The organism is Ruegeria lacuscaerulensis (genome assembly GCF_013034685.1).
GTDB lineage: Bacteria > Pseudomonadota > Alphaproteobacteria > Rhodobacterales > Rhodobacteraceae > Ruegeria > Ruegeria lacuscaerulensis_B.
Genome location: NZ_WQGO01000006.1, coordinates 226262 through 243171 on the forward strand (window position 1 = coordinate 226262; position 16910 = coordinate 243171).

Below are 16910 nucleotides of genomic sequence, written 5' to 3' on the forward strand. Positions count from 1 at the left end.
AATGGCGTATCAATTAACACAAGCTTTGCATGCCCAGAGAAGTTGATTACTCTTCGCGACAACAAACGATTTTCCTGAAATAGGTTTTCGTATGACGTATTCGATGCTGACCATCAAACAATTGTACGGCTATTCATCCAATGAATGTGCGCATCCAGAGTGCGATAGAACTTTGATCAAGCTCGATGTGAATACCGGCAAACACGTCAACTACTCCGAGATAGCGCACATTCACGGCCAAAAGCCCGGCGCCGAGCGATTTCTGCAAGAAGTTTTTGACGACAAGAAGAAGCTGCACGGGTTTTACAATCTATTGCTCCTTTGCGGCGAACATCACACGCAGATTGACCAGGAAGGTGCAGGTAAAGTCTATACGGCAGATGTGGTTCGAAAGTGGAAGCATGACCACATGCTGAAATATATTGCCGAAACGGATCGCGAGTGGGTCTTCGGTGGCCAGACCATTAATTTTTGGGTTGAAGACGAACAAGTTAGCCTGAGCTATTGGATCACAGAAAATGGCGAACTGAAGTTTCATACCGATGAGCAACTGTTGCAAACTGCTGCTGCAAGAGACCTGTCGCTACTCTTCGGGCAACTTGGTTCCATGCTCAGCATTCTTGATCAGACCACTGGCGAACCTGCTGACCCGTCACACCAGACATTCAATGACGGCTACATCCGTATGCTAAAGAAGTATGCCGAAGAAATGAAGTCAAGTTGGCTCGGGACTGCGCCTGAAGGCGGATACGAAAGTGGACTTCATCGACTGTACAGCAACCTCAAACAGTGTCCGGACATTACGCTGGGAGAGTTGGCAGATGTAGGTTCGGAAAAGCGAGCAATGAGAACAACGCTAATTATCGGTGAAGCCACTCCCGAACGGATCGATGAGGCTCTACTCAGCGCCAAAGACGACGCCGCAAAAAGGCGTGGGGAGTGATCAAATCGGTAAGGTTCCAAAGTCCGGAAAGTCCGCACAACAGAACAAAAAAACGGCCCACCGGATAGGCGGACCGTTTCCTGTTGAGCGGAGTCTAACTCAAACCTGACGCACAGCCCCTTTGGCCGCACTTGTGGTCAGTTTGGCATAGGCTTTCAGCGCCGTGGACACCTTGCGCTTGCGTGGTGCAGCGGGCTCCCAGCCTTTTTCATCCTGCTCGGCGCGGCGGGTGGCCAGTTCTTCGTCCGAGACCGCCAGATGGATCGAGCGTTTGGGGATGTCGATCTCGATCTTGTCACCCTGGCGCACCAGACCGATAACGCCGCCCTCGGCCGCTTCGGGCGAGACATGGCCGATCGACAGGCCCGACGTGCCGCCCGAGAACCGCCCGTCGGTCAGCAGCGCGCAGGCTTTGCCCAGACCTTTGGATTTTAGATACGAGGTCGGGTAGAGCATTTCCTGCATCCCCGGCCCACCGCGCGGACCTTCGTAGCGGATGACGACCACGTCGCCCTCTTTCACCTTGCCGGTCAGGATGTCGTTCACCGCCTGATCCTGGCTTTCGCAAACATAGGCCGAGCCGGTAAAGGTCAGGCTGGCCGGGTCCACACCGGCGGTTTTCACAATACAGCCGTCGCGCGCGATATTGCCGAACAGAACGGCCAGACCGCCATCTTGGCTAAACGCGTGTTCCTTGGACCGGATCACGCCGCCCTCGCGGTCGGTGTCCAGCTCTTTATACCGGTTCGACTGGCTGAAGGCCTGCGTGGTGCGCACGCCGCCCGGCGCGGCTTTGAACAGGTCTTGCGCCTTGGGGTTGTTGGCGACCTTGATGTCCCAGTTGGCAATCGCCTCGCCCATGGTGCCGGAATGTACGGTGCTGCACCCCTCGTGCAGCAGACCGGCGCGGCTGAGTTCGCCGAGGATTGAGAATATGCCACCGGCGCGGTGGACGTCCTCCATATGCACGTTCTCAGTATTGGGCGCGACCTTGCACAGACACGGCACTTTCCGGCTGAGTCGATCCATGTCGGACATGTCGAAATCCACGCCGCCCTCATGCGCGATGGCCAGCAGGTGCAGCACGGTGTTGGTCGAGCCACCCATGGCGATGTCCAGCGACATGGCGTTCTCGAACGCGTCAAACGTGGCGATTTCGCGGGGCAGGAAGCCCTTTTCGTCCAGATCATAGTGGCGCTTGGTGATCTCGACGATGCGGCGGCCTGCTTCAAGGAACAGCTCTTTGCGATCCGAATGGGTGGCTAGCGTCGAGCCATTGCCCGGCAGGGCCAGACCCAGCGCTTCGGCCAGACAGTTCATCGAGTTTGCAGTGAACATGCCGGAACACGACCCGCAGGTGGGGCAGGCATTTTCTTCGATGTGCTGAACCTGTTCGTCGGTGAACCGGTCATCCGCGGCAGCAACCATGGCGTCTACAAGGTCGATTTTCTTGGCGTCCAGATCGGCGATGTCGATCTTGCCGGCCTCCATCGGCCCGCCCGAAACAAAGATTGCAGGGATGTTCAGGCGCATGGCGGCCATCAGCATACCCGGCGTGATCTTGTCACAGTTCGAGATACAGACCATCGCATCGGCGCAATGTGCGTTGACCATGTATTCGACCGAATCCGCGATAACCTCGCGCGAGGGCAGCGAATACAGCATCCCGTCATGGCCCATGGCGATGCCGTCATCCACAGCGATCGTGTTGAACTCTTTGGCGACGCCACCGGCCTTTTCAACCTCGCGCGCGACCATCTGGCCAAGGTCTTTCAGGTGAACGTGACCGGGCACAAATTGCGTGAACGAGTTGACGATGGCGATGATCGGTTTGCCGAAATCGTCATCCCCCATACCGGTTGCGCGCCACAGGCCGCGGGCTCCGGCCATGTTGCGGCCATGTGTAGAGGTTCTGGATCGGTAGAGTGGCATGACGCTGTTTCCCTATTGCCTCGGGTTGCATGTCTTGGGGTTTGTACGTTATAGCGCACGTATCACATGTGCGCTATAACGCACAAGAGGATTCGAAAGACGAACGACATGGCACCGGATGAAATAACGCTGAAACTGCGGGATGTGCGCGCGGCCTCGGGGCTGAGCCTGTCGAAGGTGGCCGAGATGACAGGCGTCAGCAAAGCCATGCTGGGCCAGATCGAGCGTGGTGAGTCCAGCCCGACCATCGCGACCCTATGGAAGATCGCCAAAGGGTTTCAGCTGCCGCTCAGCGCGTTGATCGGATCGTCCGTTCTGCGTGACCCGGCGGATGCCAGCCTGTTCCGAACCGTGACTTTCCCCGGCAGCATCGAGGTCAAGATTGTCTTTCCTTATGACCCCTCCCTGGGAGCCGAGACCTTTCACGTTGATCTTGCCCCAAACCAAAGCCACGAATCCGCCGCCCATGCCGCAGGGGTGACCGAAGAGGTATTCGTTCTGAATGGATCGCTTGAAATTCTGCGCGATGGCGAATGGGTGCCTTTGCGGGCCGGACAGGGGCTGCGTTTTGCCGCCGACTTGCCGCATGGCTATCGCGCCGGGCCCGAGGGGGCCGCGTTTTTGAATATGCATCACTACGCGCGGGTCGCATCCGTCTGAAGGTCTTAGAAAAGGGGCTCTAGTGGCAGATTTCATCACCTCACTCACGCTGGCGGATGCCATCGGGTCTTTCGGGGCGCTAGTCGTTGTGGCCGCGTATTTTGCCACTCAGATGCGGATGATGAATTCAGACGACCTGGCCTTCCCGATCCTGAACCTCGCCGGGTCCATCCTGATCGTGTATTCCCTGCTCGAGAATTTCAACCTCGCCTCTATGCTGATCGAGACATTCTGGATCTTGATCAGCCTGATCGGTATTGTGCAGTTTTTCCGCCTGCGCCGCACAAGGTAGCTGTTCTGCCGCCCATCCAGCCTTGAACCCGCATTCGCGCGCGTATAGGGAAAACGCAAGCGCGCGCAGCGGAGGCCCAGATGCAGGACGATCCGAAAACCCTCGTTTCCACCGAATGGCTTGCAGCCCATATGAAAGACCCCGATCTGCGGGTTTTGGACGGGTCGTGGTACCTGCCGCAACAGCAGCGCGACGCCAAGGCTGAATATGATGCGGCCCATATCCCCGGTGCGCGGTTCTTTGATATCGACGAGATTTCGGATGCGCGGTCCGACCTGCCGCACATGGCTCCTCCGGTCGAGAAATTCATGTCGCGGATGCGGGCGATGGGTGTCGGCGACGGGCATCAGGTCGTGGTCTATGACGGCGCAGGCCTGATGTCGGCGGCACGGGTCTGGTGGCTGTTCCGCCTGATGGGGCAAGAGAACGTGGCCGTTCTGGACGGCGGCTTTCCCAAATGGCAGGCCGAGGGTCGCGAGATCGAGGATTTGCCTCCTGTGATCCGGGACCGTCACATGACAGTGCGCGTGCAGAACCATCTGGTGCGGGATGTGACGCAGGTCTCGGCCGCAGCCAAGCTGAACGATCACGAAATCATCGACGCCCGCGCGGCCGCCCGCTTTGCAGGCACCGCGCCCGAGCCGCGCGAAGGGCTGCGTTCGGGCCATATTCCGGGGTCGCGCAACGTGCCTTTTGGCGAATTGCTGAACAAAAATGGCACGATGAAATCGCCCGAGGAGTGCCGCGCCGTGTTCGAGGGCGCTGGCGTTGATCTGTCGAAACCCGCGATCACCACTTGCGGGTCGGGCGTGACCGCCGCGATCCTTAGCCTGGCGCTGGAACGCTTGGGCAAGAAAGACCATTCGCTTTATGACGGCTCCTGGGCTGAATGGGGTGCCTTCCCGACCCTGCCCGTCGCAACCGGAGAGAACTGATGTTCGAGAACCTCAAACCGCAGCCTGCTGACAAGATCTTGGTGCTGATGCAGATGTACCGTGACGACCCGCGCGATCAAAAGATCGACTTGGGTGTGGGCGTCTACAAGAATGCCGAAGGCGTGACCCCGGTGATGCGCGCCGTCAAGGCCGCCGAAAAGCGCATTCTGGAAGAGCAGGAGAGCAAAGCCTATACCGGTCTGGCTGGTGATCCGGCCTATGCCGATGCGATGATCGGCCTGATCCTTGGCGATGCCGTGCCGCGCGGCAATATCGCTGCCGTGGCGACCCCCGGGGGCACCGGTGCCTGTCGTCAGGCGTTTGAGATGATCCGCATGGCCAACCCTGAGGCCCGCGTGTTCGTGTCGAACCCAACATGGCCCAACCACCTGTCGATCCTGAACTATCTGAGCATCGAAACCGTCCCGTACCGCTACTTCGACGGCGAGACGCGCGGCGTCGATTTCGACGGCATGATCGCCGATCTGAAAACGGCCAAGGCGGGCGACGTGGTGCTGCTGCATGGCTGCTGCCATAACCCCACCGGTGCAAACCTGAACATGGTGCAGTGGCAAGAGGTCGTGGACTTGATCAATGCGCAAGGCCTCGTGGCGATGATCGACATCGCATATCAAGGCTTTGGCGATGGTCTGGAAGAGGACGCGCAGGCGACTCGTCTAGTGGCCTCGTCGGTCAAGCGTTGCCTGATCGCGGCCTCCTGTTCCAAGAACTTCGGTGTCTACCGCGAACGGACTGGCCTGCTGATGGCGATCAGCGATGACGCGGCGCAGACATCGCTGAACCAATCGACGCTGGCCTTCCTGAACCGTCAGAACTATTCCTTCCCGCCTGACCATGGCGCGCGCGTTGTGACCACGATCCTGAATGACGACGCCCTGCGCGCCGACTGGGCGGCAGAACTGGAAGAGGTGCGCCTGTCGATGCTGGGTCTGCGCCAGCAACTGGCGGACGAGCTGCAACGCCTGACCGGTTCTGACCGCTTTGGTTTTGTTGCTCAGCACCGAGGCATGTTTTCGCGCCTGGGTGCCGCGCCGGAACTGGTCGAGCAACTGCGGGTCGATCACGGCATCTATATGGTGGGCGACAGCCGGTTGAACATCGCCGGTCTGAACGCAACGACGGTGCCGATTTTGGCTAAGGCGATTGTTGACGTCGGCGTCTGAGGCCCTTTCAAAATCAAGCAAAGCCGCGCTTTCCTGCGCGGCTTTCTTTTTTGGAAAACAAAAAAACCGGGCGCGAACGCCCGGTTTTGATTTGAATACTCTCGAGTCTTAGCCCTTCGAGAACTCGGGGTAGGCTTCCATACCCAGCTCTGCCATGTCGAGGCCGTTGATCTCATCCTCTTCGCTAACGCGGATGCCAACGGTGGCTTTCAGGATACCCCAGAGAACCAGTGCACCGACAAAGGTGAACACACCGTAGGCCGCGATACCCAGCAGCTGTGTACCCAGCGAGGCCTCACCGTAGAAGATCACGGCGATGGTGCCCCAGATGCCTGCGAACAGGTGAACCGGGATGGCACCGACAACGTCGTCGATCTTGAACTTGTCCAGCATCGGAACCGCGAATACTACGATGATGCCGCCAACCGCACCGATCCACAGCGCGCCGAACAGGGTCGGGGCCAGGGGTTCAGCGGTGATCGAGACCAGACCGGCCAGCGCGCCGTTCAGCACCATGGTCAGGTCAGGTTTCTTGTACAGAACCTGCGTCAGGATCAGGGCTGCTACAGCACCCGAGGCTGCGGCCATGTTGGTGTTGGCAAAGATGCGCGACACGTCCGATACGTCACCCACGGTGCCCATCGCCAGTTGCGAGCCGCCGTTGAAGCCGAACCAACCCAGCCACAGGATGAACGTCCCCAAAGTGGCCAGCGCCAGGTTCGAACCGGGCATCGGGTGCACTTTGCCGTCCTTGTACTTGCCGATACGCGGGCCAAGGATGATTGCACCGGCCAGTGCCGCCCAGCCACCGACCGAGTGTACTACGGTCGAGCCTGCGAAATCCGAGAAGCCAGCCTCAGACAACCAGCCGCCGCCCCACTGCCACGAGCCCGAGATCGGGTACAGGATACCGGTCAGAACAACGACGAAGATCAGGAAGGGCCACAGCTTGATCCGCTCGGCGACGGCACCTGACACGATCGAGGCGGTTGCCGCAACGAATACAAGCTGGAAGAAGAAATCCGAGCCGATCGAGGCATAGTCAAGCGCCGCTGCATCGGAACCAATGCCCACTGGATCAAGCACGGTCGGACCACCAATGGCAAAGAAACCATTGAAGTCGCCGGGATACATCGTGTTGAAGCCGACCAACCAATACATGATCGCCGCTATGGAAAAGAGCGCGATGTTTTTGATCATCTGCATCGCAACGTTCTTGGAACGCACAAGGCCGCCTTCCAACATGGCAAACCCGGCCGCCATGAAGAAGACCAGGAAACCGGCCATCAGGAACAGCAGAGTGGTGAAGATATAGCCCACGTCCTCCATCGAAGAAGGCGGGTCATTCGCGAATGCAGCCGCCGGAAAGGCGACCAGCACAGCGGCTGTGGCGAGAATTCGGTTTAGTTTCATTTGATATCTGTCCTTTTACGGATGGGCGCGGATTACAGCGCTTCCTCGTTGGTTTCCCCGGTCCGCACGCGCAGGGCCTGCTCGACGTCGAGGACGAAAATCTTGCCGTCGCCGATCTTGCCGGTCTTGGCGGTTTTGGTGATGGTTTCGACGATCTGATCGGCCATCGTGGCGGGCACCACGATCTCCAGCTTGATCTTGGGTACGAAGTTCACGGCATATTCTGCGCCGCGATAGATTTCTGTGTGACCCGATTGCGAGCCGAAGCCCTTGATTTCGGTCACCATCATGCCGCGCACGCCTGCTTCGGTCAGTGCCTCGCGCACCTCCTCGAGCTTGAACGGCTTGATTGTCGCAATGATCAGTTTCACGTTGATCCCCTCTGCTTCCCCGGTCTGTCCGGCTTGTTTGCACTCGCAGCAAAAAAGCGTGCTCGGGTGCTGTAGGAAACGTCCCGGGTCTGCGAAGAGGGGGAAAATTGCGGCAAGGTGCACAATTTTTGCACAAATAATGTAAAACGATTAAAAATTATGCATTCAAGAGAGGGAATTTACCAGTAATTCTGACCTCAACTTCATCGGTACGGCAGGGTATGGTGCGTCAAAACGATAATCGGGCAGAGTTCGGAAATGACTGAGTCCAGGCGCCGCAAGACCCCTCTGGTCGCGGATAAAAGATACCCGTCCAAGGGCCGCAAGCCCAAGACGACCAAGCGCGCGGCCAAGCCAGCGGGCAAGAAATCTGTTGCGCGCAAAACCACCTCGCGCAAGGCCACGCGTAAGAAAACACGAAAGAAATCCGGTGGCGAGGGTGGCGGAATCTTCCGCCGGATGTTCCGCTGGCTGTGGCGTCTGGTCTGGGGCGTGACCTGGCGCGTTGGGGCTGTGTGTGCGCTGCTATTGGCGCTGGCGATCGGCGTTGTCTACTCAACGCTGCCCAATGTCGATTCGCTTTTGGACGGTCGTGCGCGCGGTTCGGTCACGATGCTGGACCGCGATGGTAAGGTTTATGCGTGGCGCGGGGATCAGTTTGGTGGGGTCATCACCGCCGATACCGTGTCGCCGCATCTAAAACACGCGGTCATCGCGACCGAGGACAAACGCTTCTATCGCCATTTCGGCGTCAGTCCCCGTGGCGTTGCCAGTGCCGTGCGCATCAACCTCAGCGAAGGGCGAGGGCCGTTGTCGGGCCATGGCGGATCGACCATTACCCAGCAGACGGCCAAGCTGTTGTGCCTTGGCGTGCCCTACGATCCCGCCGAGTGGGAGTCCGAGGCCGCCTATGAGGCGGATTGCCGTCAGGGTTCGCTCTGGCGCAAGGCAAAAGAGGCCGTCTATGCGATGGCGATGGAGGTCAAGTATTCCAAAGACGAGATTCTGACCATCTACCTGAACCGCGCTTTCCTAGGGGCCGGTGCCCGTGGGTTCGAGGCCGCCAGCCAGCGTTATTTCGGGATTTCGGCGGCCGAGGTTTCGCCGTCCGAGGCGGCAATGTTGGCAGGGTTGCTGGTCGCGCCCACACGCTATGCGCCGACGAACAACCTGCAACGCTCGCAGGATCGGGCGCGGCTGGTGGTCGGGCTGATGGAGGACCAAGGATACCTGTCCACCGCGCAGGCCAGCGAAGCCCGCGCCCGCCCGGCGGTTTTGTCGGATGCTGCCGCTGCCCGCGCAGGGGGGTATTTCGCCGATTGGGTCATGGCCAGCGGGCCTGAATTCTTTACCCGCAATACGACCGAGGATGTGGTGATCCGCACCACGTTGGATCAGCGTATCCAGACATCAGCGGAAGAGGCGCTGCAATACATCTTTCAGGAAAAGGTGCGCGAAGGGTCCAAGGCGCAGGCCGCCATTGTGGTGATGTCGGCCGATGGGGCGGTGCGCGCCATGGTGGGAGGGCGCAAGACCCGCGTGTCGGGGGCGTTCAACCGCGCCACGCAGGCGTTGCGACAGACCGGGTCATCGTTCAAGCCGTTCGTCTATGCCACGGCGCTGGAACTGGGCTATTCGCCGTTGGATACGGTGATGGACGAGCCTTACTGCATCGATATCCCCGGCTCGGGCCAGTGGTGTCCCAAGAATTACACCAACAAGTTCTATGGTCGGGTGACACTGGCGGATGCCCTGAAGAACTCGCTGAACATCCCGGCGGTGAAAGTGGCCGAGATTTCAGGGCTAGAGAATGTGCGCACCGTTGCCAGCGAATTCGGTATCGCCAGCGATCTGGCCGAAGGTCCGGCACTGGCATTGGGCGCGTCTGAGAGCACGCTGATCGAGATGACGGGCGCCTATGCGGGTATTTTGAACGGAGGCTCTGCGGTTGAACCTTATGGCCTGACCGAGCTGAAGCTGTTGGGTGACGATACCCCTGTCATGGTGACGACAACCGGTATTGGTGAGCGTGTCATAAATGACAAGGCGGCCAAGCAACTGACCTGGATGATGGAGCGTGTGGTGTCCGAGGGCACCGGTGGGCGCGCCAAGCTGCCGGGGTGGCAGGTGGCAGGCAAGACCGGCACCACGCAGGCGGCGCGGGATGCTTGGTTCATTGGCTTCACGGCGGATTATGTGACCGGTGTCTGGATGGGGTATGACGACAACACACCGCTGTCTGGCGTCACAGGCGGCGGCCTGCCCGCCGAGATCTGGAAAGAGACGATGGTGCGCGTGACCGAAGGGATGACACCCACACCGCTGCCCATGCTGGCTCCGGACCCGCCGGTGCGAACCGAACAGCCGCGGCAGCAGCGCCGCAGGCAGAACAACGGGTTTGAGAAGGCCATCAACAACCTGCTGAACAATATATTCGGCAACTAAGTCACAAAAAAAAGGCGGTGCGCTGGGCGCCGCCTTTTCTTCACGTGGTGAGGCGAAATCAGACGCTTTCGTTCAGTGCGGCCAGAATGGCGTCGCCCATTTCTGTGGTCGAGACCGGCTCAACGCCCTCTTCGGCCAGCAAGTCGGCGGTGCGGACACCATCGGCCAGAACCTTCTCGATCGCGGCTTCCAGGCGATCGGCCTCATCCCCTTGGTCAAAGCTGTAGCGCAGCGCCATGGCAAAGCTCAGGATACAAGCAATCGGGTTGGCCTTGCCCTGACCCGCGATATCGGGGGCCGAGCCGTGGACGGGTTCGTACATCGCCTTGGGACGACCATTGGCCATCGGCGCACCCAACGATGCGGATGGCAGCATACCCAGCGAACCGGTCAGCATCGCTGCACAATCCGACAGGATATCGCCGAACAGGTTGTCGGTGACGATCACGTCAAACTGTTTGGGTGCGCGCACCAGCTGCATCGCGCCGTTATCGGCATACATATGGGACAGCTCGACCTCGGGGTAGTCCGCTGCGACACGGTCCACGACCTCGCGCCACAGGATACCCGATTCCATCACGTTGGCTTTCTCCATCGAGCACAGCTTCTTGTTCCGGCGCATCGCCAGTTCAAAGGCCGAGCGCGCGGCACGTTCGATCTCGGATTCGGTATAGCGTTGGGTGTTGATGCCCACGCGTTCATTGCCTTCGTTGAAGATGCCGCGCGGCTCGCCGAAATAGACGCCCGAAGTCAGCTCGCGCACGATCATGATGTCCAGACCGGCCACGATGTCTTTCTTCAGCGACGAGAAATCCGCCAGTGCGTCAAAGCACTGGGCCGGGCGCAGGTTGGAAAACAGGTCCATTTCCTTGCGCAGGCGCAGCAGGCCGCGCTCGGGCTTTACGCTGAAATCCAGATCGTCGTATTTCGGGCCACCCACGGCGCCCAGCAGAACCGCGTCCACCTCTTGCGCCTTGGCCATGGTTTCGTCCGTCAAAGGCGTGCCATGCGCGTCATAGGCGGCACCGCCGACCAGATCCTCGCTCACGTCAAAGTGAAGGCCGCGTTTTTCGCCGAACCAGCCGATGATTCTGCGCACTTCGGCCATAACTTCCGGGCCAATTCCGTCTCCGGGCAGGATGAGGAGCGAGGGGTTGGACATGAAAGGTCTCCTTGCGTTTCGTCGCACAGGCCCTAGCGTCTGCATCGCATCGGGTCAATGAGACGATCCCGCCAAACCACGAGGAAAACACATGCTGACACCCGGAAACCCGGTTCCCGCACTGAAAATTGAAACCGTCGCCGGTGGGGACTTCGATCTTGAGCGCGACAAGGGCGAAAACGGCACGTTGGTGATTCAGTATCGCGGGTTGCATTGCCCGATCTGCATTCGTCAGATGGGCGAGGTCGAAGCGGCGTTGGATGACTTTGCCGAACTGGGGATCGAGGTTGTAATGATCACCACGGACACCGCCGAGCGCGCTGCTGAAACGGTTGAAAAAGCGGGCGTGTCGCGCCTGCGTGTGGGTCACAGTCTGCCTATGGCCGAGGCGCGGGAAGACTGGGGGCTGAACATCTCGGAAGGACGTGAAGGGACTGCAGAGGCCGCGTTCTTCGCCGAGCCGGGACATTTCTACATCTCGCCCGACCGCAACCTGTATTTCGCCTGGCAGCAGACCATTCCCTTTGCCCGCCCCGCCATTGCCGATATTGCCGGAGGCATCAAATTTGCGCTGAACAACGGCTATCCCCCGCGCGGCACCTATACCGGTGCCCTGTAGGTGGTGGTAGATGGGCCTTCAGGATCAGCCAGAGGGCCCAAATGCGTCCGAAAAGGCGGCGCGCAGCCATTCGACCGTGACCTGAACCCGTTTGTACCCGACCGTGTCGGGGTTGAGATAGAGGTTCAGGCTTCGGTTAAATTCGGGCCGGCCTGTGCCCACACGCACCAGATCGACGCGCCCTTTGGCCAGACACATCGGCAACAGACCCTTGCCGACCCCTGCGGCGACGGCTGAAACCAGAACACTGGCATCGGTGGCGGTGACGCGCATGGTTTCGGTACTTTTGCTCAGCCGCTCGACAGCCCGGCTGATGATCGGGCGACTTGCTTCTTCGTCAAAAAAGGCGACCCAATTGGCAGGGGGTGTGTCCAGATGCGCCGCGCGGTATACGGCATATGGCACCTGACCAAGCGTGACGGTGTATTCCGCAGCTTCGGGTGGAACCTCGAACCACATCTGGATCGATGCTTCACCCGAGACACGCGCAGACGGTGCGCGGGTCATCAGTCGCAGATCCAGCCCCGGATTGGTGGCCAGAAAGCGATCCATGCCGGTCATTGCCAGCCGTTGCATTGTCCATGAATTTCCAACCAGCCGCATCACGCCTACGGCGCTGGCCTGCGATTGCGAAATCTGGTCGGTCATCTGGTGATAATGTGCCTCGATCTGTTCGGCCTGCCGGATCGCGATGACGCCCGCCTCGGTCGGGACAAAGCCGGATTTAGAGCGCACGAACAGGATAACTCCCAGCTCTTTTTCAAGCGCAGTCAGACGCCGCCCCATCGTCGTCGCGTCGACGTCAAGCGCGTGCGCCGCGCCGGTCAGTGAACCGGCCCGACCAATGGCCAGAAGCACTTTCAGATTGTCCCAATTCATGTCAGTTACCTGCAAAATTGCATGATCTTGATGCAGTTTAGTGCCTTTTTGTCAGCAGAAATCAAATCTAAATTCAGGCAATCCAGAAGAGGCGCTGCACTTTCCAAAGTTCACAGTGGGTTATGAGTTTTCTTTTTGGGGTGTTGGGGTCTGTTCTGGATCCCGTGATAAAGGACAAGTGAATGCAAGTTTTTTCGAAAGTTTGGACTACAGCGGTCTGCCTGACATTTGTGGCGGCGTGCAGTCAAACCGAGGCTCCGCAGCCCATTCAGGCTGAGCCGATTTTCAACAAGTATGGTGACGTTATCGGATGCTCGGACGGTTCATCACCCGCAGGTACGGCAACCGAGCCCTGTGTGCCGCCGCCGCCTCCTCCACCGGAAGGCTGTGATGATTCCTCGGTTGCCGGAACGGCGTCTGTTCCTTGCACCCCTCCGGGGGAAGAGCGTGACCCAAGCGACAGTTCGACATCCGGCGGTGGGCGTGACCCTGACGGAGGGCGCGATCCAAGCGACAGCACCTCGACCGGAGATGGGCGTGACCCAACGGGGGGTTCGTCCGCACCCGGCACGCCGCGCACGTAAGTTTTTCGATTTTTAAGTCTGTATAGTAACGAGTCTGTCCGGGTAATTGACAATCCTCGACCTGAAATTGGGCCACCGCTTGGTGGCCCTTTTTTCTTCAGTCCATTTCTATGTCGACCCAGACCAGCCGGTGGCGGCTGGCTTTTTCGGCCGCGTCCCGCTCTGGCGTGCCCGGTTTGGGCCAGTACACGCCCGCGCGCTGTACGGTCCAGTGGGCCGAGGGCAGAACATAGTCGACCCTCAGATCCCCGACCGCTTTCCATGTGACCGTAGTCAATGCACCGGTTGGATCCAACGGACGCGGGTCGGTCAGGCGCGGGTCGGTCAGCAGGCTGCGGATCGCCTGTTTGAGGCCTTCACCCTGCGTCGGATCCTGGTTTGCATCCCCGGCGATGATGAAAGGGCCATTAGGGGCCTGTCCCAGATCGCCATCCAGAACTGCGCGCCACAGCATGATCTCATCATGATTGCGCAGACCATTGCGGTCCTCTGGCCCATCAAACACCGGAGGGGCAGCATGGAAGGTCATCAAAGTTAGCGGCCCTTGTGGGGTTTCTATTGGGACCGCCCAATGGGCCACGGACGAAAGTCGCTGGATGTCCTGCGCGTTGGTGGAGGGGAAGGGTCGCCCATCGACCAGCGGCAACTTGGCATTCGGCAGGTCGCGCCAGCGCAGCGCGGTAAATTCCTGCACCTGATCCGTGGTGATGGGATAGCGCGACAACACTGCCATCCCCGCTTGACCGGTGAACCGGCCCCAGCCCTGGGCATCACCGGGCCCTGATGTGCGGCCATCGCCATTCATATCCAGCCCGGTTTCCAGGCCAGAGTTCGGCTGGGCGGCATAGATATGCGGATAGCTCAGCCCCTGTGATGACACTTGCGTGGTCAGCGCCCGGATCGTCTGACCGTTCAGGTCCCAGTCGATCCCCTGCAACGCGACGATATCGGCCTGAACCGCCAACAGGACCTCTACCACCGCTTGAACCTGTGCATCGCCGCGCTGGATATCGCGCAGCAACAGTCCGGGCCCGTCGCGGCTGAGTTCGGTGTTGAAGGTGGCCACGCGTAAAGGTTCTGCCTGCGCCATGATCGGCAGCAGCAGAAGGATCAGGGCACGGATCATGCGGCCTGAGTTGACTCGGTTGTGGAATAGGCGCGGCGTTTTTCGACGATCAGGTTGGCAATCCGCAAAGTCGCCATCCCGCGCATGATCATGCTAGCGGGCAGGAAGGCCCATGCGCTCATCGTCCAGATCAGGGTTTGCGGGTTATTAAGCGAGATGGGATCGGCGTATTCCGTCAGTATCTTGATCAACGCCGGGATCAGGAAGGGCAACAGCACCCCGATCGAGATGTTCAGCCGTCCGTCCCGTTGCAGCCGGGTGACGACGTCGCCGCCCTTGGTCGGGTCAAATAGCGGTAGATTTGTCCAGACATTGAATGCACCGTTGCCGGTTGGCCAACCACGCAGCTTCACCGCATAAGCAAAAGCCGCGATGGTCGCCAAGGCGGCGACATAGGCGACGCTGGCGGAAATACGCACTAGCTCGGTCAGTGGCGCACTTGCCCCTGACGGCAGGATCAGGACGATCAGGCGGACCGGAGAATAGGGGAAGTCCACGATATTCGCGATACTTAGGCCGACCGAATAGAAAACCTCGGTCAGGCTGGTGGGCATATAGGCGTTCTTGCAGATCAGCGTCAGGAAGGTGACCATTGTAACTAACCCGACAAAGCGCAACCGGTTCACCGGCGGCGCATCGCGGAATTCGATAAAGCTGGGAAAGGCCGAGTTATATTCGGCAAAGGTCAGAAAAAATGCGAGAATGGCGAGAAAGACGACGATCTCGGTCCCATTCGTTGACGATACGGGCAGATACAACGCGGGGGTCAGCACCACAAGTGCAACAAGAATGCCCCGAATTGCCGCCCCTGTTGTGCGCGCAATCACTTTCCGAACCCTTTCAAACTGGACGGGCCGATCTTTGCCGACTTCATTCCAACTTGTGCCCGTCATTGATTATTTTGACGGATGCCTCATTAGCGCCAACATTGACCCCCCAAGGCAATTCGCTCAAGCCAAGGTGCAGAAAACACGCCATTTGAGGCAAAAAGATGGCAAAACTGGTGCTGGTTTGCATCATTCCTGACGCAAAACCGTCGTCTAGTTTAAGGTCACCGCAACATGTTGTGTTTGCTGAATTTCAGACCCCAAGAATGCGAAAGGGACCGCCGAAGCGACCCCTTTAAGTTGCATTGCATACGATGTCTAAAAGAATCACACCCACGGACGCGCCTGAGAGGCGTGCTCTTCGAATTTGTCGATATGATGTTCTTTTTCCATCGACAGGCCGATATCGTCCAAACCGTTCAGCAGGCAGTGCTTGCGGTGAGGGTCGATGTCAAATTCGATCTCGACGCCGTCCGAGGTCGTGATCTTCTGATCTTCCAGATGCACAGTCATGCGGGCGTTCTCGCCCTTGTGCGCGTCGTCCATCAGGATCGCATGATGCTCTTCTTCGACGACGATGGGCAGGATGCCGTTCTTGAAGCAGTTGTTGAAGAAGATGTCCGCGAAGCTGGTCGAGATCACGACCTTGATGCCGAAATCCTTGATCGCCCAGGGCGCGTGTTCCCGCGACGAGCCGCAACCGAAATTGTCGCCTGCTACCAGAATCTCGGTGTTGCGATAGGCAGGTTTGTTCAGAACGAATTCTTCATTCTCGCCGCCATGGTCGTGATAGCGCATCTCGTCGAACAGCACGACGCCAAGGCCAGACCGTTTGATGGTTTTCAGGTGCACTTTGGGAATGATCATATCGGTGTCGATATTGATCAGTGGCATTGGAGCGGCCACCCCGTGGACTTTGTCAAACTTTTCCATGTTCACACTCCTGCGGGAGAGGGCCGCGCCCGTGCCCCGCGTTTAAGCTTCTTTCGCTTCTGTTGTTTCGTCTTTGGGTGCGTCTTTGACGTAGAACGCCATAAAGACCAGGCCGAGCCCGTTAAAGATCATCTCGATGCCCAGTAGAATGCCCAGCAATTGCAGCATGATCGCAGGCTCGACTGTGGCAAAGCGCCAGATAAGCATCGCCAGGACAATCGACATGATGCCAGAGATCAGCGTGGCCCAGAAATATTGAGTGCCGCGCATCTGGAACGACAGGATAACTCGGGCGATACCGCCTGCCAGAAACAGGATCAGACAAACGGTGGCCAGCGTCAGCGTGCCCTGCAACGGGTGACCCAGAAAGGACCAGCCCAGAAACAGCATCACCACACCCATGATGAGTGACAGGATTTTGTTACCCGTGCCTTCGACGGTAAAGCCGCCGACAACCTGCAACGCGCCCGAGATCAGCAGCAACACACCCGTCACCACCGTTACGGCAATCGACGCCACCGCCGGCGCGCCCAGCACAAAGATGCCAAACACGATGGACAGAAGTCCAAGCAGCAGCCATTTGATCCAGTCACTCATTTGTTCAA

General features: G+C 59.0%; 17 protein-coding genes. 8 read left to right on the forward strand and 9 right to left on the reverse strand.

Annotation, left to right across the window (positions count from 1 at the left end; genetic code table 11):
• Nucleotides 1–103: 103 nt before the first annotated feature.
• On the forward strand, nucleotides 104–943 hold the full coding sequence (locus GOV80_RS16315; RefSeq protein ID WP_170786333.1) for a hypothetical protein: 840 nt from the start codon (nucleotides 104–106) through the stop codon (nucleotides 941–943).
• Between the two features lie 99 nt (nucleotides 944–1042).
• On the opposite strand, the gene ilvD is transcribed toward GOV80_RS16315, so the two are convergent.
• Entirely contained in the window at nucleotides 1043–2875 is a 1833-nt protein-coding gene (gene ilvD, locus GOV80_RS16320) for a dihydroxy-acid dehydratase (RefSeq protein ID WP_170353840.1), read from the reverse strand.
• Nucleotides 2876–2983: 108 nt separating this feature from the next.
• On the opposite strand from ilvD, the gene GOV80_RS16325 reads away from it, so the two are divergent.
• The 4 genes from GOV80_RS16325 to GOV80_RS16340 all read left to right on the forward strand — a co-directional run bounded on the left by GOV80_RS16325 (nucleotide 2984) and on the right by GOV80_RS16340 (nucleotide 5946).
• Nucleotides 2984–3535: a helix-turn-helix domain-containing protein gene (locus GOV80_RS16325; RefSeq protein WP_170786335.1), complete on the forward strand. Its 552-nt coding sequence runs from the start codon at nucleotides 2984–2986 to the stop codon at nucleotides 3533–3535.
• Nucleotides 3536–3557: 22 nt separating this feature from the next.
• Entirely contained in the window at nucleotides 3558–3827 is a 270-nt protein-coding gene (locus tag GOV80_RS16330) for a CBU_0592 family membrane protein (protein ID WP_170786337.1), read from the forward strand.
• 80 nt (nucleotides 3828–3907) lie between these two features.
• Nucleotides 3908–4762, forward strand: a complete 855-nt coding sequence (gene sseA, locus GOV80_RS16335) for a 3-mercaptopyruvate sulfurtransferase (RefSeq protein WP_170786339.1) — start codon at nucleotides 3908–3910, stop codon at nucleotides 4760–4762.
• Complete coding sequence (locus tag GOV80_RS16340) at nucleotides 4762–5946, forward strand: amino acid aminotransferase (RefSeq protein ID WP_170786341.1); 1185 nt, start codon at nucleotides 4762–4764, stop codon at nucleotides 5944–5946. The genes sseA and GOV80_RS16340 overlap by 1 nt, the downstream gene beginning before the upstream one ends.
• A gap of 108 nt (nucleotides 5947–6054) precedes the next feature.
• Here GOV80_RS16340 and GOV80_RS16345 read toward each other — a convergent pair whose 3' ends face one another.
• Both GOV80_RS16345 and GOV80_RS16350 read right to left on the reverse strand, forming a co-directional pair.
• Entirely contained in the window at nucleotides 6055–7359 is a 1305-nt protein-coding gene (locus GOV80_RS16345; protein ID WP_170771102.1) for an ammonium transporter, read from the reverse strand.
• Between the two features lie 32 nt (nucleotides 7360–7391).
• Nucleotides 7392–7730 (reverse strand): P-II family nitrogen regulator, encoded by a 339-nt coding sequence (locus tag GOV80_RS16350; protein ID WP_058273036.1) that lies wholly within the window; start codon nucleotides 7728–7730, stop codon nucleotides 7392–7394.
• 258 nt (nucleotides 7731–7988) lie between these two features.
• Between GOV80_RS16350 and GOV80_RS16355 the strand changes: the two genes are divergently transcribed.
• On the forward strand, nucleotides 7989–10175 hold the full coding sequence (locus GOV80_RS16355; protein WP_170786343.1) for a transglycosylase domain-containing protein: 2187 nt from the start codon (nucleotides 7989–7991) through the stop codon (nucleotides 10173–10175).
• A gap of 58 nt (nucleotides 10176–10233) precedes the next feature.
• On the opposite strand, the gene leuB is transcribed toward GOV80_RS16355, so the two are convergent.
• Nucleotides 10234–11337 (reverse strand): 3-isopropylmalate dehydrogenase, encoded by a 1104-nt coding sequence (leuB, locus tag GOV80_RS16360; protein ID WP_170786345.1) that lies wholly within the window; start codon nucleotides 11335–11337, stop codon nucleotides 10234–10236.
• A gap of 91 nt (nucleotides 11338–11428) precedes the next feature.
• Here leuB and GOV80_RS16365 point away from each other — a divergent pair, with 91 nt between their 5' ends.
• Entirely contained in the window at nucleotides 11429–11956 is a 528-nt protein-coding gene (locus GOV80_RS16365) for a redoxin domain-containing protein (protein WP_170786347.1), read from the forward strand.
• A gap of 24 nt (nucleotides 11957–11980) precedes the next feature.
• On the opposite strand, the gene GOV80_RS16370 is transcribed toward GOV80_RS16365, so the two are convergent.
• Nucleotides 11981–12835, reverse strand: coding sequence for a LysR family transcriptional regulator (locus tag GOV80_RS16370; protein ID WP_170786349.1), 855 nt, complete (start codon nucleotides 12833–12835; stop codon nucleotides 11981–11983).
• Nucleotides 12836–13017: 182 nt separating this feature from the next.
• Between GOV80_RS16370 and GOV80_RS16375 the strand changes: the two genes are divergently transcribed.
• Nucleotides 13018–13419, forward strand: a complete 402-nt coding sequence (locus GOV80_RS16375) for a hypothetical protein (RefSeq protein WP_170786351.1) — start codon at nucleotides 13018–13020, stop codon at nucleotides 13417–13419.
• Between the two features lie 97 nt (nucleotides 13420–13516).
• Here the strand turns inward: GOV80_RS16375 and GOV80_RS16380 are convergent, their stop codons facing one another.
• From GOV80_RS16380 to GOV80_RS16395, 4 genes are all read right to left on the reverse strand, one after another.
• Nucleotides 13517–14545, reverse strand: coding sequence for an endonuclease/exonuclease/phosphatase family protein (locus GOV80_RS16380; protein WP_170786353.1), 1029 nt, complete (start codon nucleotides 14543–14545; stop codon nucleotides 13517–13519).
• Complete coding sequence (locus GOV80_RS16385; RefSeq protein ID WP_170786355.1) at nucleotides 14542–15372, reverse strand: hypothetical protein; 831 nt, start codon at nucleotides 15370–15372, stop codon at nucleotides 14542–14544. Before GOV80_RS16385 ends, GOV80_RS16380 begins: the two co-directional genes overlap by 4 nt.
• A gap of 327 nt (nucleotides 15373–15699) precedes the next feature.
• Nucleotides 15700–16305 carry a 3-isopropylmalate dehydratase small subunit gene (gene leuD, locus GOV80_RS16390; RefSeq protein WP_170771083.1) on the reverse strand — a complete coding sequence of 202 codons (606 nt, stop codon included), beginning with the start codon at nucleotides 16303–16305 and terminating at the stop codon, nucleotides 15700–15702.
• A 42-nt stretch (nucleotides 16306–16347) separates the two neighbouring features.
• Nucleotides 16348–16902, reverse strand: coding sequence for an HdeD family acid-resistance protein (locus tag GOV80_RS16395; protein ID WP_170771080.1), 555 nt, complete (start codon nucleotides 16900–16902; stop codon nucleotides 16348–16350).
• Nucleotides 16903–16910: the final 8 nt, after the last annotated feature.

What these genes read in the sequence shown, in the direction of transcription:
- GOV80_RS16365 (WP_170786347.1), top strand. Translation starts at nt 11,429, where the DNA reads ATGCTGACACCCGGAAACCCGGTTCCCGCACTGAAAATTGAAACCGTC.
- leuD (WP_170771083.1), bottom strand. Translation starts at nt 16,305, where the DNA reads ATGGAAAAGTTTGACAAAGTCCACGGGGTGGCCGCTCCAATGCCACTG.
- GOV80_RS16340 (WP_170786341.1), top strand. Translation starts at nt 4,762, where the DNA reads ATGTTCGAGAACCTCAAACCGCAGCCTGCTGACAAGATCTTGGTGCTG.
- sseA (WP_170786339.1), top strand. Translation starts at nt 3,908, where the DNA reads ATGCAGGACGATCCGAAAACCCTCGTTTCCACCGAATGGCTTGCAGCC.
- leuB (WP_170786345.1), bottom strand. Translation starts at nt 11,337, where the DNA reads ATGTCCAACCCCTCGCTCCTCATCCTGCCCGGAGACGGAATTGGCCCG.
- GOV80_RS16355 (WP_170786343.1), top strand. Translation starts at nt 7,989, where the DNA reads ATGACTGAGTCCAGGCGCCGCAAGACCCCTCTGGTCGCGGATAAAAGA.
- GOV80_RS16345 (WP_170771102.1), bottom strand. Translation starts at nt 7,359, where the DNA reads ATGAAACTAAACCGAATTCTCGCCACAGCCGCTGTGCTGGTCGCCTTT.
- GOV80_RS16315 (WP_170786333.1), top strand. Translation starts at nt 104, where the DNA reads ATGCTGACCATCAAACAATTGTACGGCTATTCATCCAATGAATGTGCG.
- ilvD (WP_170353840.1), bottom strand. Translation starts at nt 2,875, where the DNA reads ATGCCACTCTACCGATCCAGAACCTCTACACATGGCCGCAACATGGCC.
- GOV80_RS16325 (WP_170786335.1), top strand. Translation starts at nt 2,984, where the DNA reads ATGGCACCGGATGAAATAACGCTGAAACTGCGGGATGTGCGCGCGGCC.
- GOV80_RS16370 (WP_170786349.1), bottom strand. Translation starts at nt 12,835, where the DNA reads ATGAATTGGGACAATCTGAAAGTGCTTCTGGCCATTGGTCGGGCCGGT.
- GOV80_RS16395 (WP_170771080.1), bottom strand. Translation starts at nt 16,902, where the DNA reads ATGAGTGACTGGATCAAATGGCTGCTGCTTGGACTTCTGTCCATCGTG.
- GOV80_RS16375 (WP_170786351.1), top strand. Translation starts at nt 13,018, where the DNA reads ATGCAAGTTTTTTCGAAAGTTTGGACTACAGCGGTCTGCCTGACATTT.
- GOV80_RS16380 (WP_170786353.1), bottom strand. Translation starts at nt 14,545, where the DNA reads ATGATCCGTGCCCTGATCCTTCTGCTGCTGCCGATCATGGCGCAGGCA.